Origin of the sequence: Alkalibacillus almallahensis (assembly GCF_011761495.1) — a bacterium.
GTDB classification, from domain to species: domain Bacteria; phylum Bacillota; class Bacilli; order Bacillales; family Alkalibacillaceae; genus Alkalibacillus; species Alkalibacillus almallahensis.
Window position 1 is genome coordinate 97,365 of sequence record NZ_JAASRU010000009.1, and the last position, 20,069, is coordinate 117,433.

Consider the following 20,069-nt stretch of genomic DNA (forward strand, 5'->3'; position numbering starts at 1 on the left):
ATGAAAGCCATTGATATGGAACACGTCCAAACACTACTCGATCAATTTGCGAATGAACCCGTTTATATTCACTTAGAAACAACAAACGGCGCTTATGCGAAACACTTCGACTCGAATGCCCACAATGTTGGGGCTTATATTCGCAATGCCGAGATCACATACGAACGCGGAACCATCGTAGAATCAGATGGCACCTACCGTGTCGGCTTAAAAACAAACGGCTGGATTTACGCAGAAGGAATCACAGATTATGAAATGAACGACAACGATCAACTTTTAATGGCTGGTCATGATGGTGAAGGCCGTCTAATGGTTGCATTAGAAATTAGTCGAACACCATTTAAGATGTAGGAGGGAGAAACAATGGTCGATTTTGCAAAACACGAACAAGTAGTCGTTATATACCCACACCCTGATGACGAATCATTTGGTACTTCAGGAACGATATTAAACTTCCGCGATGCAGGGGTGCCTGTTAAATACTTATGCGGGACTTTAGGTGAAATGGGACGTAATATGGGGACCCCATTTTTCGCCAACCGTGAAACATTACCAGAGATTCGTAAACAAGAATTAATTGATGCGTGTAACGTGCTAGATATGGATTTAGTCATGCTTGGCTATCGTGATAAAACATTAGAATTTGAATCAAAATACGAAATGGCTGATGATTTGAAACAGCGAATTGAAGCTGCTGGTGCAACGCTAGTTATTACATTTTATCCTCCTTATGCGGTCCATCCCGATCATGATGCCATGGGTGCTGCCGCGTTCGAAGCAGTTCGCCAAATGGATGAAGATAACCGTCCAGAAGTATGGGCGACAGCGATCTCGAATGATCGTGAAGCTAGCTTAGGTGAGCCGGATATTGTGTTAGACACAGAATCTGTTTTTGATCGTAAGCTAGCGGCGATTAAGTCGCATAAATCACAAGCTGAAGGTATGCTTCGTAAAATGCAAGAGAGCTCGAATTTCACTGGTGAATACGATAGTGCCTTGCAACGCTTGCGTTATGAAACATTTTACAAGGTCGATGTCGATCAGGTTGATTCATAAACATGTTTCAGCTCGCTCATCATTGGGAACGAGCATATTATAAATGATCGATCTAAAGGAGGCTCAACTGATGAGTGCATCACGTCGTAAAATATTAGAACTATTAGAAGAAGGTCATATAACATCTGAAGAAGCCGATGAGATGTTAAATGAGCTTGAAAATAGTGAACAGAAGAATGCTGATGAACAAACGAGTGAAGATCAATCACAATCGCAGTCGTCGAATTTCGGCAAACGTTTTAAACGTGATATGAAACAATTAGCAGAGGGCTTAGGCCAATTTGTTGGCGATGCTGTTCAGCGGGTAAATCCAAAAGAAGTAAACCGATTATTTCATTTTGATGATCACGCTGTGAGAAATGTATCGGTCGGTTGGCAAAATGGTGCGATTAATGTCCAACCTTCTGAAGATCATGTGATTAAAGTGAAACTGGAAGGTAAAGTGTTTAATCAGACGGATGCGAACGAAGCACAGAAGGTTTTTGATGAAGCGATCAATGTCATGGTACAAGACGATCAATTGTCACTTGAACAAGGTCGTAAAGATATGTATGTGAACGCGACCGTATACTTACCTGAGACAACTTATGAACAAATGGCGATTGAAACGGTTAGTGGCTCAGTGAAATTGTTTGATCTCAAGAGCCAAGAAGCCAATGTGCAGACCGTGAATGGAAGCGTTAAATTACAAGGTTATGAAGCAGATCAACTGAAATTAGGTACAAGGCACGGTTCCGTTAAATGTGACGACGTCTCTTGTGAAACAGCGAAACTTGAAACGGTCGTTGGCTCTGTTCACTTTGATGGTAAAGCAGATGAACTAGATGTTGATGTCGTAACAGGAACTGCTAAAGTGTTAATTGATGAAGAAAATGCAAAGCGTATTGATCTTAACGTGACAACAGGTACGATTTTATTACATGTCCCAGATGATTTACGTGTGAATGGTCGCGCTTATACAAGTTGGAATAGTGTTGATATTGGCTTAAATAATGTGACCATACAAGAACTTGGTGAACAAAAATCGAAACGCCAAACGCAGTTTTTCCATTCAGAAAGCGAAGAGCCTCGTTGTGATGTGCAATTGGCAACGAAGACGGGGCAAATTAAAGTGAAGCAATCATAAGGGAGTTTTCATGATGTTAAAAAATTGGCTTATAGCAATTATCGTCAATGCGGTCGCAATTTTAGCCGTATCTGAATTAATTGATGCTTTTCAAGTTGATGGATTTGAAATGGCGTTATTAGCGGGACTAATCTTATCGATTTTAAATGTGATCGTCCGACCAATCCTTGTATTTTTCACATTACCGATTACGTTTGTCACACTCGGATTGTTTTTATTCGTCATCAACGCCCTGACGTTAATGCTCACGCAATGGTTAATTGGTGATGGATTCGTCATTGATGGCTTCGGTTGGGCAATCCTAGCAGCAATTATTATTTCGATCCTAAACGCCTTACTTCAAAATCTACTAAAGCAGATGTTTAAGTAAAATCACGGCCCCGGTCGTGATTTTTTCATATAGTGATTTATCGAACAAAGACGCGCGATTGTTTAACAATCGCGCGTCTTTGTTCGATAATCTACTTGAAATGTTTCATAATCATGCCGAACTGTTAGACAATGGTTCGAGATTGTTTAACAATCTCGGTAAACAATCATAAAATCTTCAAGTAAAAATGGATTTCTCAAAAGGAGCGATATGGTAAACTGTATAGAAGAGTGTTTTTTGAGGAGGATTGACGTTTGTGAAGGTCCGAACACAAGATTTAATTGAACGGTTTGAGTTGGAGCTCGTTGCTGGAAAGGACGGGATTCACCGCGAAATCGTGACAAGTGATATATCACGACCAGGTATGGAAATGGCGGGTTATTTCACCCATTATCCAAAAGAACGCCTACAATTAATGGGGCGCACGGAATTGTCATTTTTATATGATCTCACCGAACCAGAAGTTCAAGATCGTATGGAAAAAATGTGCACAGATGTGACACCAGGTATTGTCATCACCCGTGCGATGGATGTGCCTCCAACCCTAATAGAGGCAGCTGATGCAGCAGGTGTACCTGTTATGCGTTCGTTGCATAAAACAACACAGGTCATAAGTCGATTAACCAATTATTTAGAGACGAAGTTTGCACCGACGACAGCTGTTCATGGCGTTTTGGTCGATATATACGGTGTTGGTGTGTTAATTACAGGTAATAGCGGAATAGGAAAAAGCGAAACAGCACTTGAGTTGGTCAAACGAGGACATCGTCTTGTGGCAGATGACAACGTTGAGATTCGCCAAGAAGATTATGATACACTAATTGGGAATCCCCCGAATTTAATCGAGCATTTACTTGAGATTCGCGGGCTAGGCATTATTAATGTTATGACGCTCTTCGGTGCTGGAGCTGTCCGTAATTTTAAACGAATTTCATTGGTCGCTAATCTAGAATTATGGGATGAAGAGAAGCAATATGACCGACTTGGACTAGATGAAGACACGATGAAGATTATGGATGTTGATTTACCAAAATCGGTTATTCCAGTAAGGCCAGGTCGTAACTTATCCGTTATTATTGAAGTGGCAGCAATGAATTTCCGACTTAAACGCATGGGCGTCAATACAGCAGAAGAATTCTCGCAACGCCTGAATTCCGTTATTGATGTGGATCACAATGAAATAGAGTAAGGAGCGTTAATCTATGTACGAAGCTTGTACGCAACAACCCTATGATCGTGTCTTTCTTGAACTAGGGCCTTTTCCAATTTATTGGTATGGCGTTTTAATCATGTTAGGCGCGCTTATTGGTTTAATCATGGCGACACGAGAAGGTAAACGACTGAATCTACATAAGGATTTCTTCGTTGATTTGTTAGTTTATGCGATTCCAGCAGCCATTGTTGGTGCACGATTATATTATGTGGCTTTTGAATTTGATAGCTATAATTCGCTAATCGAAGTCATTGATATTCGTCAAGGTGGATTGGCGATTCACGGGGCTTTAATTGCTTCTGTATTAGTCGCTTATTTCTATACGAAAATTAAAAATGTGTCTTTCTGGAAAGTCACGGATATTGCAGCTCCGAGTATATTGTTCGGACAGATGCTTGGCCGTTGGGGTAATTTCATGAACCAAGAAGCATATGGTGGTCCAATTTCTCAATCAGCTTATCAAAACTTCCATCAATATATTCCGGACTGGATCATGAATAATATGTGTGTGGATGGGCTTTATCATCATCCGACGTTTTTATATGAATCGATGTGGAGCTTACTCGGCATCGTCTTATTACTTGTCTTACGCTATAAAGTGAATCCGCGTCGTGCAGTGATTTTCTTAACCTATGTCATGTGGTATTCATTTGGACGTTTCTTTATTGAAGGTATGCGAACAGATAGTTTATACTTAGTTGGCGATTTACGTGTCGCTCAATTAATTTCGATTTTATTAATCGTTGGCAGTCTTTATGTTCTATACCACCGCCGGAAACATGGCTATGACAATGTTTTATACGATGGTACACCATTGGATCAACACGGAAATCCAAAACCAAAAAATAAACAACAATCGAAGAAGAAATCGAATAAGAAAAAGAAGAAATAAAAAAGGGAGTTTTCCATATTGGGAGCAACATTAAAAAACGGCTTTAAAAGTGGCTTTTCTGTCACGTGGGCTTTAAGTAAAATCATCTTCCCAATTACAGTCATCGTTATGATTTTACGTTACACGCCGCTTTTTCCACTATTCATGAGTTGGCTGGAACCTGTTATGAAATTTTTAGGGTTACCAGGTGAAGCGGCTGTGCCTATTGTGTTAGGAAATTTGCTTAACTTATACGCCGGAATTGGAGCTATTGTTAGTTTTGATTTTTCGGTAAAAGAAGTCTTTATTTTGGCGGTCATGCTATCCTTTTCCCACAACTTGATTATCGAATCAGCTGTCGCATCCAAAGTAGGGGTTAATTTTTGGATTATCGTGAGCGTCCGCGTCTTTTTAGCGACCATTTCAGCTATTTTAATTAACTTATTCTGGCAAGGTGGCGGTGAACAAGCGCAATACGGCCTTATATCGAATGAGGGACCTGAACCGTCGGGATGGGTCGATATTACGTTAACCGCCTTTCAAACCGCAGCACTCAGTATTGTGCAGTTGGCGGCCATTGTCATTCCGCTCATGGTCGGAATCCAGTGGTTACGTGATCGTAAATGGCTTGATTGGATGTCGAATAAAATTGGCCCAGCGACTCGCTTAATCGGGGTCCAACGCAATGCGTCGATGACACTGGTCGCTGGACTGACGATTGGATTAGCTTATGGTGCGGGCATGATGATTCAGGCTGTTAAAGAAGATGGGGTTTCGAAAAAAGATATGTATCTCGTCTTAATCTTTCTGGTGACATGTCACGCGGTTGTCGAGGATACACTTGTGTTTATTCCACTCGGTATACCCGTTTGGCCACTCTTACTCATTCGTTTAACATCAGCCATTGTCTTAACAGCGCTCGTCGCTTATATTTGGAACCGACTTGAGAAAAATAAACAAGTCGATTCAGTTAGAGAGGATGTCCCAACATGACAATTAAAACCTTATTATTTGATTTAGATGGCACATTAATTGATTCAAATGATCTTATCGTCGAATCGTTTCGCTATACGTTAAAAAAACACACAGACCGCGATTATTCGCGTGATGAAATCTTACCGTTTATTGGGCCACCTTTACGTGACACGATGGAGAAGGTTGATCCAAATCAGGTCGATGAATTGATGGCGACATACCGTGAACATAATTTATCGAATCATGATGCTTATATTAAGATGTATGATGGCGTTTATGAGGCAATTCGTGAATTACATGAAGATGGCTATTCAATGGCGATTGTCACGACAAAAATTCAAAGTTCGGCTCAAAAAGGGCTTGAACTGACTGGGTTGGATGAATTTTTCGATGTGATTATAGGTCTTGATAATGTTGAAGAAGCAAAGCCGTCAGCTGATCCCGTCCTACGAGGGATGCGTGCGTTAAATGGCGATGTAGAATCGACGATCATGATTGGTGATAATTCACATGATATTGAAGCGGGCCAAAATGCTGGTGTCAAGACGGCTGCTGTTGGCTGGGCTGCTAAAGGACGCGATTATGTTCAATCGTTCAATCCTGATTATATTTTAGATGATATGAGCGATTTACTCGATATCGTAAAGGGGTGAAGCCCATGCGCAAAACAACGCGCTATCCAGTTAAGAAAGCAAACTCACTATGGCAGATGTATAAAACCGTTTCATTTCTAAAAGTGTGTAAAAACTTCATCGCCATTCAAATGGGGCGTTACACCCCATGGTTAGGTGTGAAAAATTGGCTTTACCGTACATTTTTACGAATGTCGATTGGAAAGGAATCAGCTCTGGCTTTAATGGTTATGCCTGATCTCATGTTTCCTGAGAAAATTTCAATTGGACGAAACTGTGTGATTGGTTATAACACAACGATTTTAGCGCATGAGTACCTCATTGATGAATATCGTCTCGGTGACGTTGAAATTGGTGATGATGTGATGATTGGAGCGAACACAACGATTTTGCCAGGTGTGACAATTGGTGATGGTGCGATCGTTTCAGCTGCCACACTTGTGCATGAAGATGTCCCAGCTGGTGCATTTGTTGGAGGCAATCCGATGCAAATCATTTATACCAAGGAAGAACGTGAAGCGAAACAACAAGAATAAGTTAATCCTACTGCTACATGAACGAGACCAACACGTCATATTCATGTAGCGTTTTTTATGTTTGAAAATGTTACCAGACAGGAATAAAGTAGAATAGACTAGTGATACAGTTGCCTTGAAGGAGGATTACATATGAATCAATACGTTATGTCGATTGACCAAGGAACAACCAGTTCTAGAGCCATCTTATTTAATCATGACGGTCAAATCGTCGAAGTCGCTCAACAGGAATTTGAACAGTATTTCCCGAAGCCAGGCTGGGTTGAACACGATGCCAATGAAATATGGACATCCACACAACACTGCATGTCAGAAGTTTTGCGGAAAGCAGATATCGATGCTTCACAAATTGTAAGTATAGGGATCACGAATCAACGTGAAACGACAGTCGTTTGGGATCGTTATACAGGTAAGCCAATTCATAAAGCGATTGTCTGGCAATCCCGTCAGACCGAAGATATATGTACTGAATTACGAGAACAAGGTTTAGAAGAAACTTTTCGCTCCAAAACAGGCTTGTTGTTAGATCCGTATTTTTCAGGGACGAAAGTGAAATGGATTTTAGATCGTGTTGAAGGTGCTCGCGAACGGGCTGAGCAAGGTGATTTAATGTTCGGAACGATTGATACATGGTTAATTTATAAATTGACTGGTGGCGAGGTCCATGTCACAGATTATTCCAATGCCTCACGAACATTGATGTTTAATATTCATAAACTTGAGTGGGATGAGGAATTACTAAACCACTTAGATGTGCCGAAGAACATGCTACCAACTGTCACGAACTCCTCAGAAATTTACGGTCATACTGTTGGTTATCAGTTCCAAGGTGAATCAGTTCCGATTGCTGGTGCGTGTGGTGATCAACAAGCGGCGTTATTCGGGCAAGCTTGTTTTGACAAAGGCATGGCGAAAAATACGTACGGCACAGGTTGCTTTATGCTGATGAACACAGGCCAGGAAGCTGTCTCTTCTGATCACGGGTTGCTGACGACGCTAGCTTGGGGCATTGATGGTCAAGTCGATTATGCATTAGAAGGCAGCATCTTTGTCGCAGGTTCCGCACTGCAATGGCTCCGTGATGGCTTACGTTTAATTGACTCAACACCAAAGAGTGAAGATTATGCGCAGCGTGTAGAATCAACGGACGGTGTTTATGTAGTTCCAGCATTCGTTGGACTCGGAACGCCATATTGGGACAGTAAAGCGCGCGGTGCGATGTTTGGCTTAACACGAGGTTCTGAAAAAGAACATGTCGTCCGAGCGACACTTGAATCCTTAGCTTATCAAACGAAAGATGTTGTGAATGCGATGATTGAAGATGCATCTTTACAGCTTAAATCATTGCGGGTTGATGGCGGTGCTGTCAAAAATGATTTCCTCATGCAATTTCAAAGTGACATGTTAAACGTCGAAGTCGAGCGTCCCGTTGTGAACGAAACGACGGCATTAGGTTCAGCGTATCTAGCTGGATTAGCCGTTGGTTTTTGGGAGAGCCAAGACGAAATTGCCCAACAATGGAACGTTGATCAAATTTTTGAACCGAAAATGGATGACGATGTCAGAGAAGCAAAATATGACGGATGGAAACGTGCTGTAAAAGCGACTCAAGTCTTTACATCGTAATAGTCAGTCAGAAAGGATGAGATGAAGTGACGACATTTACTAATCAAAAACGATCATATAACATACAATCATTAAATCATTCATTCGATTTAATCGTCATTGGAGGTGGCATTACTGGAGCAGGGATTGCTTTAGATGCTGTTACTCGTGGAATGGATGTCGCTGTTTTAGAAATGCAGGATTTCGCCGCTGGTACATCGAGTCGCTCGACGAAGCTTGTTCATGGTGGCTTACGTTATTTAAAAAACTTCGAAATTAAACTCGTCGCTGAAGTTGGTAAAGAACGTGAAATTGTTTATGAAAACGGTCCACATATTACGACACCTGAATGGATGATGCTCCCGTTTTATAAAGGCGGTAATTTTGGTCCGTTTTCAAGCAATATAGGACTCCGCGTTTATGACTTTCTAGCAGGTGTAAAGCGAAGTGAGCGCCGAAAAATGTTGTCGGTTGATGAAACTTTAAAACGTGAACCGTTATTAAAACATGATGGTCTTAAAGGTAGTGGTTATTATGTGGAGTACAAAACAGATGATGCACGACTAACGATGGAAGTCATGAAGAAAGCAGTAGAGTTTGGGGCGCAATCATTTAATTATATGCAAGTCGAACAACTTTTATATAATGATGGGAAAGTTATTGGCGTTCAAGTACGTGACCGCACGGATGATTCGGTCCATGACGTTTATAGTCATTATGTTGTTAATGCGACGGGCCCATGGGTTGATGAAATCCGCAAAATGGATCAATCCAATAAAGGAAAACATCTTTATCATACGAAAGGTGTCCATCTTGTTTTTGATCAAGAAAAGTTTCCTTTGCAACAAGCGATCTATTTTGATGCGCCTGATGGTCGAATGATTTTTGCGATACCACGCGAAGGCAAGACGTATGTTGGCACGACCGACACTCATTATGAATCAGATTTAGCACACCCTGATGTATCAGAATCAGATCAAAATTATATACTGGATGCCATTCACCAAATGTTCCCTGATGTTCATCTGACTGAAAATGATATTGAGTCCACATGGGCTGGTATTCGACCACTCATTCATGAAGAAGGGAAAGATCCTTCAGAAATTTCTCGTAAAGATGAAGTGCTCGAATCAGATTCTGGATTACTATCCATCGCAGGCGGCAAATTAACAGGTTACCGTAAAATGGCCGAAGAAATTGTTAATCGGGTCAGCTCAAAATTGAAAAAAATCGACGGGCGCCCATATGTGACATCCAAGACTAAACACCAACCGATTGCAGGTGGAGACATTGGCGGCTCAAAAGGGTTCGCCGAATGGACGCAGCAAATGATTCATACAGCTGATCAACAAAATATCGACAAAAAGACAATGCTCACTTGGCTCAATCGCTACGGTGCTAATGCCGGGGAAGTGCTAAATCATTATTTAGAATTAGAGGAAGATGATGAATTACTTCGCGCCTTATTAGCTGAATTGCATTATACGATCGAAAAAGAGGCTATCTACAAACCAGAAGACTTCTTCATTCGGAGAACAGGAGATTTATTTTTTAATATTGAGATAGTGAAAGTTTATAAACAAGCGGTTATTGATGAGATGTATGACCTATTAGACTGGACTGAAAAAGAATATCAGATTTATATTGAAAGTCTTGATCAAATGATTGCTGAAGCAGAACTCAATAGATGAGATGAAAAAATCCTTGGCGACGAAGCCAAGGATCTTTTTCGCCATCCAGAAAATAACGGCGCCATCCAGAAAATAACGGCGTTCGCTGATATATATCGGCGCGCGCTGTTATTTATTTTCCAGAAGTCATCGCTTGTCGAAGGGTGTTATGTTATACTTTGATATGGATTAGCAAGACTAGGAGGCCTTTATGCAAACGATGTTTCGGAAGACGGATATACCAAATAAGGTCGCAACGTTTCGACATGATGGCGATTTTTATTTTTCATATGGCGTTAAAGCATTTAAACGAAAAGATTTTACGAAAGCGGAAAAATGGTTTCAAAAGGCATTAGAAACAGATCCAACCAATGCATTGTATTTGTCTCAAATGTCTGTTTTATATACAGAGTTGCATCAATATCATAAAGCCAATGATATGTTGCAACAAGTGCTCGACTCCAATCGTGAGCCATATGTAGACTGCTATTATTTGATGGCGAATAACTATGCACACTTAGGTCTATTTTACGAAGCGAAAAAGAGTGCTGAACAATATCTCGAGCTAGACCCAGAAGGTGATTTTAAAGCTGAAACTGAAGAATTGATCAGTAATCTGGACCGAGTGTTAGCAGACTACTCAGAAGACGAAGAACTTGATTTTGGCGTAGAAGATGAATTTATGCTGTATCAAGAAACGGCATTTTACCATCTTGAACATGAAGAGTGGGATGATGCATTAACGATTCTAGAAGAATTAACTGATCGTTATCCAGAATATTTACCGGCTAAACATGAGTATGCCTACGCATTGTTTCAGCAAGGTCAAACGGATGAGGCGATTCAATATGAAGAAAAGTGGTTAGAACAAGACCCTAATTCATTGAGCAGTCGCATGAATCTGATGTATTTTTATGATCAAATCGGTCGAACCGATCTTAGTGAAGCCTTTTTAAATGAGCTTAAAAAAGTGTATCCGACCTACTTTGAAAAACAATTGAAATTAGCGATCGTAATGGCTCAAGTCAATGATCACGCCGAAGCAATTAATCGTTTCCGCAAACTTAAATCAGATCAGGTGTCGAATTATTTAAGTTATTATTTATGGTTCGGTTATAGTTTGCGGGCTTATTACGGTGATCAAAAGGCTTCGACCATATGGCAAGAGGCAAAGGAACAGCATCCAACGATTGAACGTATATTACAAGCACATGGATGGGAATAGTTAACGGAGATTAAAAATACCCCCCTGAGCACATTTATTGTCGTTAGTCGGGGGAGTATAATATGATAAGAGTAGTAAAAGTTAGAGGGGTTCAAAGGAGTTGACAGTATGAGTGAAGAAAAAATTTATGACGTAATTATCGCTGGTGCAGGGCCAGCTGGAATGACAGCAGCTGTGTATACATCACGCGCGAATTTAGATACATTGATGTTAGAACGCGGTATGCCTGGCGGTCAAATGGCTAATACAGAGGATGTGGAAAATTTCCCTGGATTTGAGCACATTATAGGTCCGGATTTGTCGACCAAAATGTTCGAACACTCGAAGAAATTTGGCGCTGAATATGCATACGGTGATATTAAACAAATTATTGATGGTAAAGAATATAAAACCGTTATTGCTGGGAAAAAAGAATATAAAGCACGCGCAGTGATTTTAGCAACTGGAGCGCAATATAAGACGATTGACGTACCAGGTGAAGCGGAGTATTCTGGCCGTGGCGTTTCATATTGTGCTGTATGTGATGGTGCATTCTTTAAAGAAAAAGAACTATTCGTCATTGGTGGAGGCGACTCAGCCGTTGAAGAAGGCATTTATTTAACACGCTTTGCGGATAAAGTAACAATCGTGCACCGTCGTGATGAGCTACGTGCTCAGAAAATCCTACAAGACCGTGCTTTTGATAACGAAAAAATTAATTTCTACTGGAATACAGAACTAAAAGAAATTAAAGAAGCGGACGGAAAAGTCGGTAGTGCTGTGCTTTACGACAATGTCACAGGAGAAGAACGTGAAGAAGACATTGACGGCGTGTTCATTTACATCGGCATGTTACCGTTAAACTATGCTTTCACAGAATTAGGGATCACGAACGATGAAGGCTGGGTGCAGACTGATGAAAAAATGCAAACGTCGATTCCAGGGGTCTTTGCAGCAGGCGATATTCGTGATACTCATTTACGTCAAATCGTTACAGCAACAGGTGATGGAAGTATCGCTGCACAAGCGGCACAACACTATATCGAAGACTTAATGGAAGAATTACAAGCCACTCAATCTTAATCGTAATCGGTTTTTAATGCCGTTGTAACACGGGTGAAATATTGGGGTGTTATAATGAAATTAATAATTGACCCCCTTTATTCTATAGAGCTTCTATTAGCACAGGTAGATTCGCCTTTCATCTACCTGTGTTTTTTCTGTTTTATAGACTTTTAAAAGTTTAGTGTTGAATTTCATGTATATAGCGATTAGTTGTTAAATTGTGAGGAGCGATGGTGGCGACATTGCCGTCACGGGAACAGCACGTGCTTCGAAAACCCACTGTAATGATACATTGATACAGCGAAATTTCCCAATTATACAGCGAAAACATTGCTTCATACAGCGAAAGTTCTCAAATATACAGCGAAATTTCCAATTATACAGCGAAGTCATCTCATGATACAGCGAAATCCCCCAAACATACGGCGAAACTAAAGCGTCAGCCGAAAGCGGATCACAATATCAACAACGGACTTTTGAAGAAGCATTTTATAAGAAATTTCGCAGTGAATAGTCAGGAACGCTTCGACCGTGTATAATTGAAATTAAATATATAAGTGAGGGGTGACGTCATTGGAACCAAAACCTCAAAAAGTTGAATTAGTTATCATTACGGGTATGTCAGGTGCAGGAAAGACAGTCGCCATTCAGAGCCTAGAAGACTTAGGTTATTTTTGTGTCGACAACTTACCACCTGCCTTATTACCGAAATTCATTGAACTCATGAAAGATAATAAAGAAAATAAACGTCTAGCCGTTGTGATGGACTTACGTGGACGCGAGTTTTTCGATTCTTTATATGACACATTAAACGATTTCACTAGTGACGAGGCGATCTCTGAGCATATCGTATTCTTAGATGCTGATAAGGAAACATTAGTTCAGCGTTATAAAGAATCAAGACGCTCGCATCCATTAGCCCCAGATGGCTTACCATTAGAAGGCATTAACCAAGAACGCGCCATCTTAGATGAGTTAAAAGGGCGCTCACAAACAATAATCAATACATCTGAATTATCAGCACGTGAATTACGCGAGCAAATTATTAGTCAGTTTAAAGAGCGGAAGCAGCACGTTTTTTCTGTTCAACTCGTATCATTTGGATACAAACACGGAGTTCCAATCGATGCCGATCTCATGTTTGATGTTCGTTTCTTGCCGAATCCCCATTATGTCGAATCGATGCGTGACTTAACCGGGCAAAATCAAGAAGTATCCTCATACGTTTTAAAATGGAAGGACACACGCAAGTTTTTACGTAAATTACAGGATTTATTAGCGTTTATGATGCCACACTATGAACGTGAAGGAAAAAGCCAACTGGTCATTGGCATTGGCTGTACGGGAGGCCAACATCGATCTGTAGCAATCGCTGAAAAAGTCGCTGATATGATCGGCAAAGATTATCAAGCCCATGTCTACCACCGCGATATTAAGAAAGGACATGAAGTCACCTCATGACGGATGTTAATGGACCAAAAGTAGTCGTGATCGGTGGTGGCACAGGATTACCTGTCTTATTACGTGGTTTACGAAAATTCCCGGTTAATTTATCAGCAATTGTGACAGTATCAGATGATGGTGGTAGTACTGGACGATTGCGTGAAGATTTAAGCATGCCGGCACCAGGCGATATTCGAAAAGTCATTGCTTCTATGTCAGATGTTGAGCCGACGTTACTTAAATTGTTTCAACATCGATTTGAAGACGGAAATGGACTATCGGGTCACGCACTTGGTAATTTAATATTGGCAGGTATGACATCAATTACAGGTGATTTCTATCAAGGAATCAAAGAAATTTCCCGTGTTTTTAACGTCAAAGGTCGAATTTATCCGATTGCCAATGAAAATATGTATTTAAAAGCTGAATTCGAGGATGGCACAGTGGTTAGAGGCGAGTCGAAAATCCCTGAAGTTAATAAACCAATAAAGCGTGTGTTTTTTGACCCACCTCACATACAACCATTACCCGAAGCTGTTAGGGCGATTAAACAAGCAGAATTAATTGTCATAGCGCCGGGAAGTTTGTATACGAGTATCGTACCTAACCTCATTTCCTGGGAAATAAAAGACGCATTACGTCAAACGAACGCAGAAACCGTATATGTCTGTAATGTTATGACACAAGAAGGTGAGACAGCTGACTATACAGCGTCTGATCATATTGAAGCCTTACATCGACATGTCGAAAATCCGTTTGTCGATTCTATTGTGATGCACGGTGAACAGATCGAACAGACAATCAAGTACGAATACGAAAAAGAACATGCTGAACCTGTTATTTGTGACCGAGATGAACTAGAGAGGATGGGCGTTCGCGTCATTCAAGGAGATATTGCTGACTTACATAGTGACGGGACATTAAAACACCATGAGCATAAAATCGCAAATTTACTCTATGAATTGTTATAATGGAATCTAGAGTTAAAGAAGTGAAGGGGAATCGCTATGTCATTTGCATCAGAAACGAAAAAAGAACTGACAAGCATCGAGACGGACCAATGTTGTAAGCAGTCGGAATTATCAGCCTTGGTTCGTATGAATGGATCACTATCCTTTTCCAATCGAAAATATATATTAGACGTCCAAACGGAAAATGCCGCTATTGCTCGTCGCATTTATACATTGATTAAGCATGTTTATGATTATCCAGTCGAGCTCTTAGTCCGTAAAAAGATGCGCTTGAAGAAAAATAATATTTACATCGTTCGACTTGTCGAGGGTGTTGAACACGTGTTGAAAGATTTAGGTATTATGGATGGACCACTTTCGTTCAACCGCAACATTCCAGATAATTATTTACAGCGCGAATGTTGTAAAAAGTCTTATCTACGTGGTGCATTTTTAGCAGGTGGCTCAGTCAATAATCCTGAAACATCATCTTATCATTTAGAAATTTTCACATTGTATCAAGAACATAATGATGCACTGGTCGAATTGATGAATGATTTTGATTTACATGCGAAAACACATGAACGTAAAAAAGGATATATTAATTATCTAAAAGAAGCTGAAAAAATCACCGAATTTTTAATTCTAATCGGTGCTCACCAGGCTCTGCTGAAATTCGAAGATGTTCGCATTATGCGGGATATGAGAAACTCAGTGAATCGCTTAGTTAATTGTGAAACAGCAAACTTAAACAAAACGATCGGTGCTTCTTTCCGGCAAGTTGAAAACATCCGTTATATCGATGAAGTCGTCGGCATTGATTCACTGCCAGATAAACTTCGTGAAGCGGCTGAACTTAGAATGCAGCACCAGGAAGTGTCACTAAAAGAATTGGTCGACTTAGCGGAATCCAGTACGATCAGTAAATCAGGCCTTAATCATCGCTTCAAAAAAATTGATGACTACGCTGAAAAGCTGCGTAAAGGTGACCTTCTCGAGAAATAAACAGACTATTCTAAAATTTGTAGTTGTGGTATAATATCGGGTAATAATCTTAAAAAACGATGAGGAAATAATGGGCTATAGAGAGGAGAATTGCTTTGGCTGAACAGAACGTTGTTGTTCAATTAGAATCAGGATTACAAGCAAGGCCAGCTGCTAAATTTGTGCAAGAAGCGAATCGATTTTCCGCGGATGTCTTTTTAGAAAAAGGGGAAAAAGAAGTGAATGCCAAAAGTATTATGGGGGTCATGAGTCTTGCGATTGGTTCAGGCGAAGAAGTGACCTTAAAAGCTGAAGGCGTCGATGAAGAAACCGCTCTCAGTACACTGGCATCCTTAATGGAATCAACTGAATAAACTAAAGACCACAGCGCGGAAGCTGTGGTCTTTTTATATTAGATCGACTTTAATAACAGCCGCTTCAATATGCCCGAAAACGAACCAGGTAATTCACTTAAATCAGGCACAAGCATATGTTCACGTCCGTAAATGTTCCGCATAAGCATTGCTTCATGTTCGGCAATCTCACCGTCTCCTAGAAAGACACCAACAACTTCTATGCCTTTCTTCCGCGCCTCGATCACCGCTTCATTCGTATCGATAATCCCATTTTCACTATAATTAAACGCAGATGGCTCACCATCTGAGAACACGAGCAAGAATTGGTCTTTTTCCGTGCGTTCTAATAACTCTTCTGTCGCAACACGTATCGTGAAGCCGTCACGATTATCTTCTTCAGCATCAAGCTGCAATAGCTCTGGACCAACATTAGGCTGCAACGCGTTGTCGAATGTCATCACACGATGAAAATAGTTCGGTTGTTCATTCTCCTTCGTCGCAAAACCATCTTCCCAAAATCCAATCACATTGTGAGGAATCTTCAATTCTTTTAAGACTTCATGGAATAAAATCGCTGCCGTCTTCGTTTCTTCCATTTTATTAAACATAGAGGCCGAGCAATCAATGAGCAATGTAAATACAGCATCAATTTCATCGCTTTCTAAATCATTTTTATAAAAGACACGCGATTCGTTTTCGATTGCAAGTGGTAGTAATTGTTTTTTATCAAGACGCCCCGTTAATAAATGCGATCGTTCCGCATTTTGTTTTTGATCTAATGCTTTAAAGATCGTTTGGGATAGTTGGCGACGAAGTGGATCGATTGTCCGCAATAAATCACGATAGGCATCAATGTCAGCTTCACTCGGTTTTTCAGGATAACGATCATAGACAACGGCGTTAGCATTTTCTTTCCCGTAATTTTGCTCGTCACCCGTTTCTCGCTCATTTTTCTTCTCGTCTAAATCTTCAAGATGCTCATACTCACTCTGATCCGTCTGAGCCGACATCCCTTGAACGCTCGCCATTGCCTGATCGCCTTCTTCAGTTTGGCGAGCACCATCACCAATCATCGTCGTCTTCGTTCCTTGATCCAATTCAAACTGCATAAACGTTTGATTCTCATCATCATTTTCATTCTCTTGATGCCATGTTTGAAATCGTTCGTTGATGACATCATCACTCGACGTATCATCCTCATCTTCATTATTCAGTGGATCGACACGCTTCAACTCCTCAATGACACGTTCTTCTTGGAGTTCGGATTGATGTTGAATCGGGTAAACGAAATAACGATTGATCATGTCACTATAGTCTTCTTCAAGCGCCTTTTGGATTTCCAGGACAATTCGCACGACATCACGCGTTGATTTTGCTTCATAGACACGGTTAAGAAGCGGTTTAATTCCCTGTAATGTCCGATTTTGTGTCGACTTGCTTGATTTAAAAGCTTCAAACGGTGATTCTGATGTTAACGACAGATAAATAAGACAAAATAACTCATCCGTAACATAACTACGTGTTATGGCCGTCTGTCGTTGCGTTTCAAAATAGTGATGATACGCCTTCCGCCTCATATCAAACCATGATTTCGTACCAGGCCGACGTCGACGAATTAACCGTTCTAAGCGAATATCTTCAAGTAGCGTAAATAGTTGCTCGATAAAATAGGGCATCTGACTGCGATTCGTTTCCTTTTTCAGACGCAAAAATTCAGATACAGATGTCTCGTGTAATGTCCCTAACACGCGTAACAAGATATCCGTTTTATAACCTGTCTGTTGCACGTTAAATCGATGATCCCAAAAATGACTCGCCGTAATCTGCCGGTCGTCAATATGAACTGTCGCCCCAAAATGATAGTCAAATTCTAAATCCGCTTCTTTCGCTAAAACATTCACAAAGTCACGCAAAGTCGCCAATTGTTGCGTATCAACCACTTTATCATTAAATTTCACCGAACCACCTCATTCAAACAACGTATCCGCTAAATTACGGACATTTTCCTTCTCACGGTCATCTTCCAATTTATCCACGATCGCCCGTTGAATCGCACGTTTAGCTGGAATCATATGAGCTAAATCACACGCATCAATCAGCGCACGAATACTCGCAGCATCCTCAGCAATCTTACCTTGCTCAGCCGCTTCAATTAAATCAGCCGACAATTGGACGAACGCATTGATTTTGTCTTGATCTGATAAGTTCGTTTCCGATTGAATCAACGATTTTAATTGATCGCCACCAATATAGGAAATATCAAACACGATAAAACGGTTTTTCAGCGCTTCGTTTAATCGAGTCGTGCCAATATACCCCTCGTTAATCGCAGCAATCACATTAAATCCTTCTTGTGCTTGAATCCGATTATTGGTTAAAGGGTTCGTTACTGTACGGCGGTAGTCCAGTGCCCCGTTAATCAGCGGTAATGTTTCCGGCTTCGCCATATTAATCTCATCAATATAGAGCAGATGCCCATTTTCCATCGCTTGAACAAGCGGGCCAGGGACAAAGTCGATTTGTTGTTTGCCTTCTTGATCATAATTAATCGTCTTAAACCCTAAAAAACTCTCCGCATCCAAATCAACAGAACAATTCACACTAAACATCGGCTGCTTCAGGTAATTGGCTAACGTTTCAGCTAGCTTCGTCTTACCAGAACCAGTCGGCCCTTTTAATAGCACATTTTTCCCCTGCATCAACGCCACAAGTGCATCCGTTAAAATCGTTTGATCATAAGGGAGATAGCTCGCTTCTGTTTTTAAGTAATCAAACTCACTTGGAGTCGCTTGCTTAGCTTTTAACTTGGCTTCTATTTCATTCGGTAATTCGATCGTCATCTCAGTCACTCCTTGTCTCACTCTGTTTATCGTATCATGTTCAGCGTTTAGATGAAATTGAGAGGGAGGTTTATGATTGAATGGAGGGCGGTGGTTCGCTAGGTCCTTGATGTAGACAATGTCGTCGTTTCAGTTGGGTAGTTGATACATAAGGTCGCTGATATATCACGCGAAGTCGCCGATATCCTGATTGTTGATACACGAGGTCGCCGATATAATCACGGTATCAGCGCCTCACAAATTTTAACGGCGCCATATGAAAAATAACAGCGCCTCAGCAAATATATCGGCGCTATCCAGAATATATCAGCGCCATATAGAATATAACAGCGACCTTGCCTCCTCATAATATTAGCACTCTATTTTTTATTGTTATATCAATCTTCAATTCAAATATTCATCTGAAATAGCATACCAAATCGCACATCAATTAGTATCATGACAACAGCTATTGTCAGTGGGGGGATTGCTATGTTATTCAGTATCTTATTTGCGATGTTGATTTTTATAAACTAAGCAGATAATTGTTATTTTATGTTAATATAAATATACAGTTTGTGAATAATCGTACTTAACGTGCTGACGACGCAGGATTATTGAATAACAGAGAGATATAATTTTCTCTGGAGGGGTTATTTGAAGAGTTTAATTGAATTCAGTTTAAGTCTTATTTTAATTATAGGATGGTTTATATTAATAGTAGGAATTATTGGCTTGATAGTTTCGTTAATTGCAAAGGGAATGTATATAATAATTCCTTTTTCGGCAATTGTAATTGGTTTACTATGTATATGGACATACAAAAAAAGCAGATCGGCTATTCAAGAAACGTAATGATAATTTTTCTAATGACAGCGACGAGGAGAATGAGTTTGATAAATTAGTGTATGAAATTAACAAGAAGGAAAAGCATAATTCCATTTTCGCTATTGAGTGGCTTCAGTTGAGCAAAGCCATAAAAAAGCAAACGCTTGGGCATTAAAATGCTCTAGCATTTGTTGGTTGCTACTTATACAGTTATTTTAGATCCTAATTGTAGTATTTTTTAGTGTGATAGTTACAAGGACTTTTCTCAATTTAGGTTCTAAGTCAAATGTTGGGGTGCTCTCTTAAGAGCACTCCTTACTTATGCCATTTGGCCTTGTATATCCTTATATTTATGATGCAATAAGA

19 protein-coding genes are annotated in these 20,069 nt (G+C 40.4%); 17 read left to right on the forward strand and 2 right to left on the reverse strand.

The window, feature by feature from the left end; genetic code table 11:
• From FHR85_RS09365 to FHR85_RS09445, 17 genes are all read left to right on the forward strand, one after another.
• The gene (locus FHR85_RS09365) at positions 1-351 is read left to right on the forward strand and encodes a YojF family protein (protein ID WP_167262626.1); all 351 of its coding nucleotides are present in this window, start codon (positions 1-3) and stop codon (positions 349-351) included.
• A 12-nt stretch (positions 352-363) separates the two neighbouring features.
• The gene (gene bshB2 / locus FHR85_RS09370; protein WP_167262627.1) at positions 364-1,056 is read left to right on the forward strand and encodes a bacillithiol biosynthesis deacetylase BshB2; all 693 of its coding nucleotides are present in this window, start codon (positions 364-366) and stop codon (positions 1,054-1,056) included.
• A 70-nt stretch (positions 1,057-1,126) separates the two neighbouring features.
• Positions 1,127-2,182 (forward strand): DUF4097 family beta strand repeat-containing protein, encoded by a 1,056-nt coding sequence (locus tag FHR85_RS09375; protein WP_167262628.1) that lies wholly within the window; start codon positions 1,127-1,129, stop codon positions 2,180-2,182.
• A 13-nt stretch (positions 2,183-2,195) separates the two neighbouring features.
• Positions 2,196-2,552: a phage holin family protein gene (locus tag FHR85_RS09380; RefSeq protein ID WP_167262629.1), complete on the forward strand. Its 357-nt coding sequence runs from the start codon at positions 2,196-2,198 to the stop codon at positions 2,550-2,552.
• Between the two features lie 256 nt (positions 2,553-2,808).
• Complete coding sequence (gene hprK, locus FHR85_RS09385; RefSeq protein WP_341770954.1) at positions 2,809-3,741, forward strand: HPr(Ser) kinase/phosphatase; 933 nt, start codon at positions 2,809-2,811, stop codon at positions 3,739-3,741.
• 13 nt (positions 3,742-3,754) lie between these two features.
• Positions 3,755-4,657 carry a prolipoprotein diacylglyceryl transferase gene (lgt, locus tag FHR85_RS09390; protein WP_167262631.1) on the forward strand — a complete coding sequence of 301 codons (903 nt, stop codon included), beginning with the start codon at positions 3,755-3,757 and terminating at the stop codon, positions 4,655-4,657.
• A gap of 18 nt (positions 4,658-4,675) precedes the next feature.
• The gene (locus FHR85_RS09395; RefSeq protein ID WP_167262632.1) at positions 4,676-5,629 is read left to right on the forward strand and encodes a nucleoside recognition domain-containing protein; all 954 of its coding nucleotides are present in this window, start codon (positions 4,676-4,678) and stop codon (positions 5,627-5,629) included.
• Positions 5,626-6,264 carry a pyrophosphatase PpaX gene (gene ppaX, locus FHR85_RS09400; protein WP_167262633.1) on the forward strand — a complete coding sequence of 213 codons (639 nt, stop codon included), beginning with the start codon at positions 5,626-5,628 and terminating at the stop codon, positions 6,262-6,264. The genes FHR85_RS09395 and ppaX overlap by 4 nt, the downstream gene beginning before the upstream one ends.
• Before the next feature lie 5 nt (positions 6,265-6,269).
• Positions 6,270-6,779, forward strand: a complete 510-nt coding sequence (locus tag FHR85_RS09405; protein ID WP_167262634.1) for an acyltransferase — start codon at positions 6,270-6,272, stop codon at positions 6,777-6,779.
• A 132-nt stretch (positions 6,780-6,911) separates the two neighbouring features.
• The gene (gene glpK, locus FHR85_RS09410) at positions 6,912-8,405 is read left to right on the forward strand and encodes a glycerol kinase GlpK (protein ID WP_167262635.1); all 1,494 of its coding nucleotides are present in this window, start codon (positions 6,912-6,914) and stop codon (positions 8,403-8,405) included.
• 26 nt (positions 8,406-8,431) lie between these two features.
• Positions 8,432-10,075 carry an FAD-dependent oxidoreductase gene (locus FHR85_RS09415; protein WP_167262636.1) on the forward strand — a complete coding sequence of 548 codons (1,644 nt, stop codon included), beginning with the start codon at positions 8,432-8,434 and terminating at the stop codon, positions 10,073-10,075.
• Positions 10,076-10,265: 190 nt separating this feature from the next.
• Complete coding sequence (locus FHR85_RS09420) at positions 10,266-11,279, forward strand: tetratricopeptide repeat protein (protein WP_167262637.1); 1,014 nt, start codon at positions 10,266-10,268, stop codon at positions 11,277-11,279.
• A 108-nt stretch (positions 11,280-11,387) separates the two neighbouring features.
• Positions 11,388-12,341, forward strand: coding sequence for a thioredoxin-disulfide reductase (gene trxB, locus FHR85_RS09425; RefSeq protein ID WP_167262638.1), 954 nt, complete (start codon positions 11,388-11,390; stop codon positions 12,339-12,341).
• A gap of 555 nt (positions 12,342-12,896) precedes the next feature.
• The gene (rapZ, locus tag FHR85_RS09430; RefSeq protein WP_167262639.1) at positions 12,897-13,784 is read left to right on the forward strand and encodes an RNase adapter RapZ; all 888 of its coding nucleotides are present in this window, start codon (positions 12,897-12,899) and stop codon (positions 13,782-13,784) included.
• Complete coding sequence (locus tag FHR85_RS09435; protein WP_167262640.1) at positions 13,781-14,737, forward strand: gluconeogenesis factor YvcK family protein; 957 nt, start codon at positions 13,781-13,783, stop codon at positions 14,735-14,737. The genes rapZ and FHR85_RS09435 overlap by 4 nt, the downstream gene beginning before the upstream one ends.
• A 36-nt stretch (positions 14,738-14,773) precedes the next feature.
• Positions 14,774-15,721 carry a DNA-binding protein WhiA gene (whiA, locus tag FHR85_RS09440; protein ID WP_167262641.1) on the forward strand — a complete coding sequence of 316 codons (948 nt, stop codon included), beginning with the start codon at positions 14,774-14,776 and terminating at the stop codon, positions 15,719-15,721.
• 95 nt (positions 15,722-15,816) lie between these two features.
• Positions 15,817-16,074, forward strand: a complete 258-nt coding sequence (locus FHR85_RS09445; RefSeq protein WP_167262642.1) for an HPr family phosphocarrier protein — start codon at positions 15,817-15,819, stop codon at positions 16,072-16,074.
• Positions 16,075-16,112: 38 nt separating this feature from the next.
• On the opposite strand, the gene FHR85_RS09450 is transcribed toward FHR85_RS09445, so the two are convergent.
• Together FHR85_RS09450 and FHR85_RS09455 are read right to left on the reverse strand one after the other, a co-directional pair.
• Positions 16,113-18,014, reverse strand: a complete 1,902-nt coding sequence (locus FHR85_RS09450) for a vWA domain-containing protein (protein ID WP_167262643.1) — start codon at positions 18,012-18,014, stop codon at positions 16,113-16,115.
• Between the two features lie 9 nt (positions 18,015-18,023).
• Positions 18,024-18,896 carry an AAA family ATPase gene (locus tag FHR85_RS09455; protein WP_167262644.1) on the reverse strand — a complete coding sequence of 291 codons (873 nt, stop codon included), beginning with the start codon at positions 18,894-18,896 and terminating at the stop codon, positions 18,024-18,026.
• Positions 18,897-20,069: the final 1,173 nt, after the last annotated feature.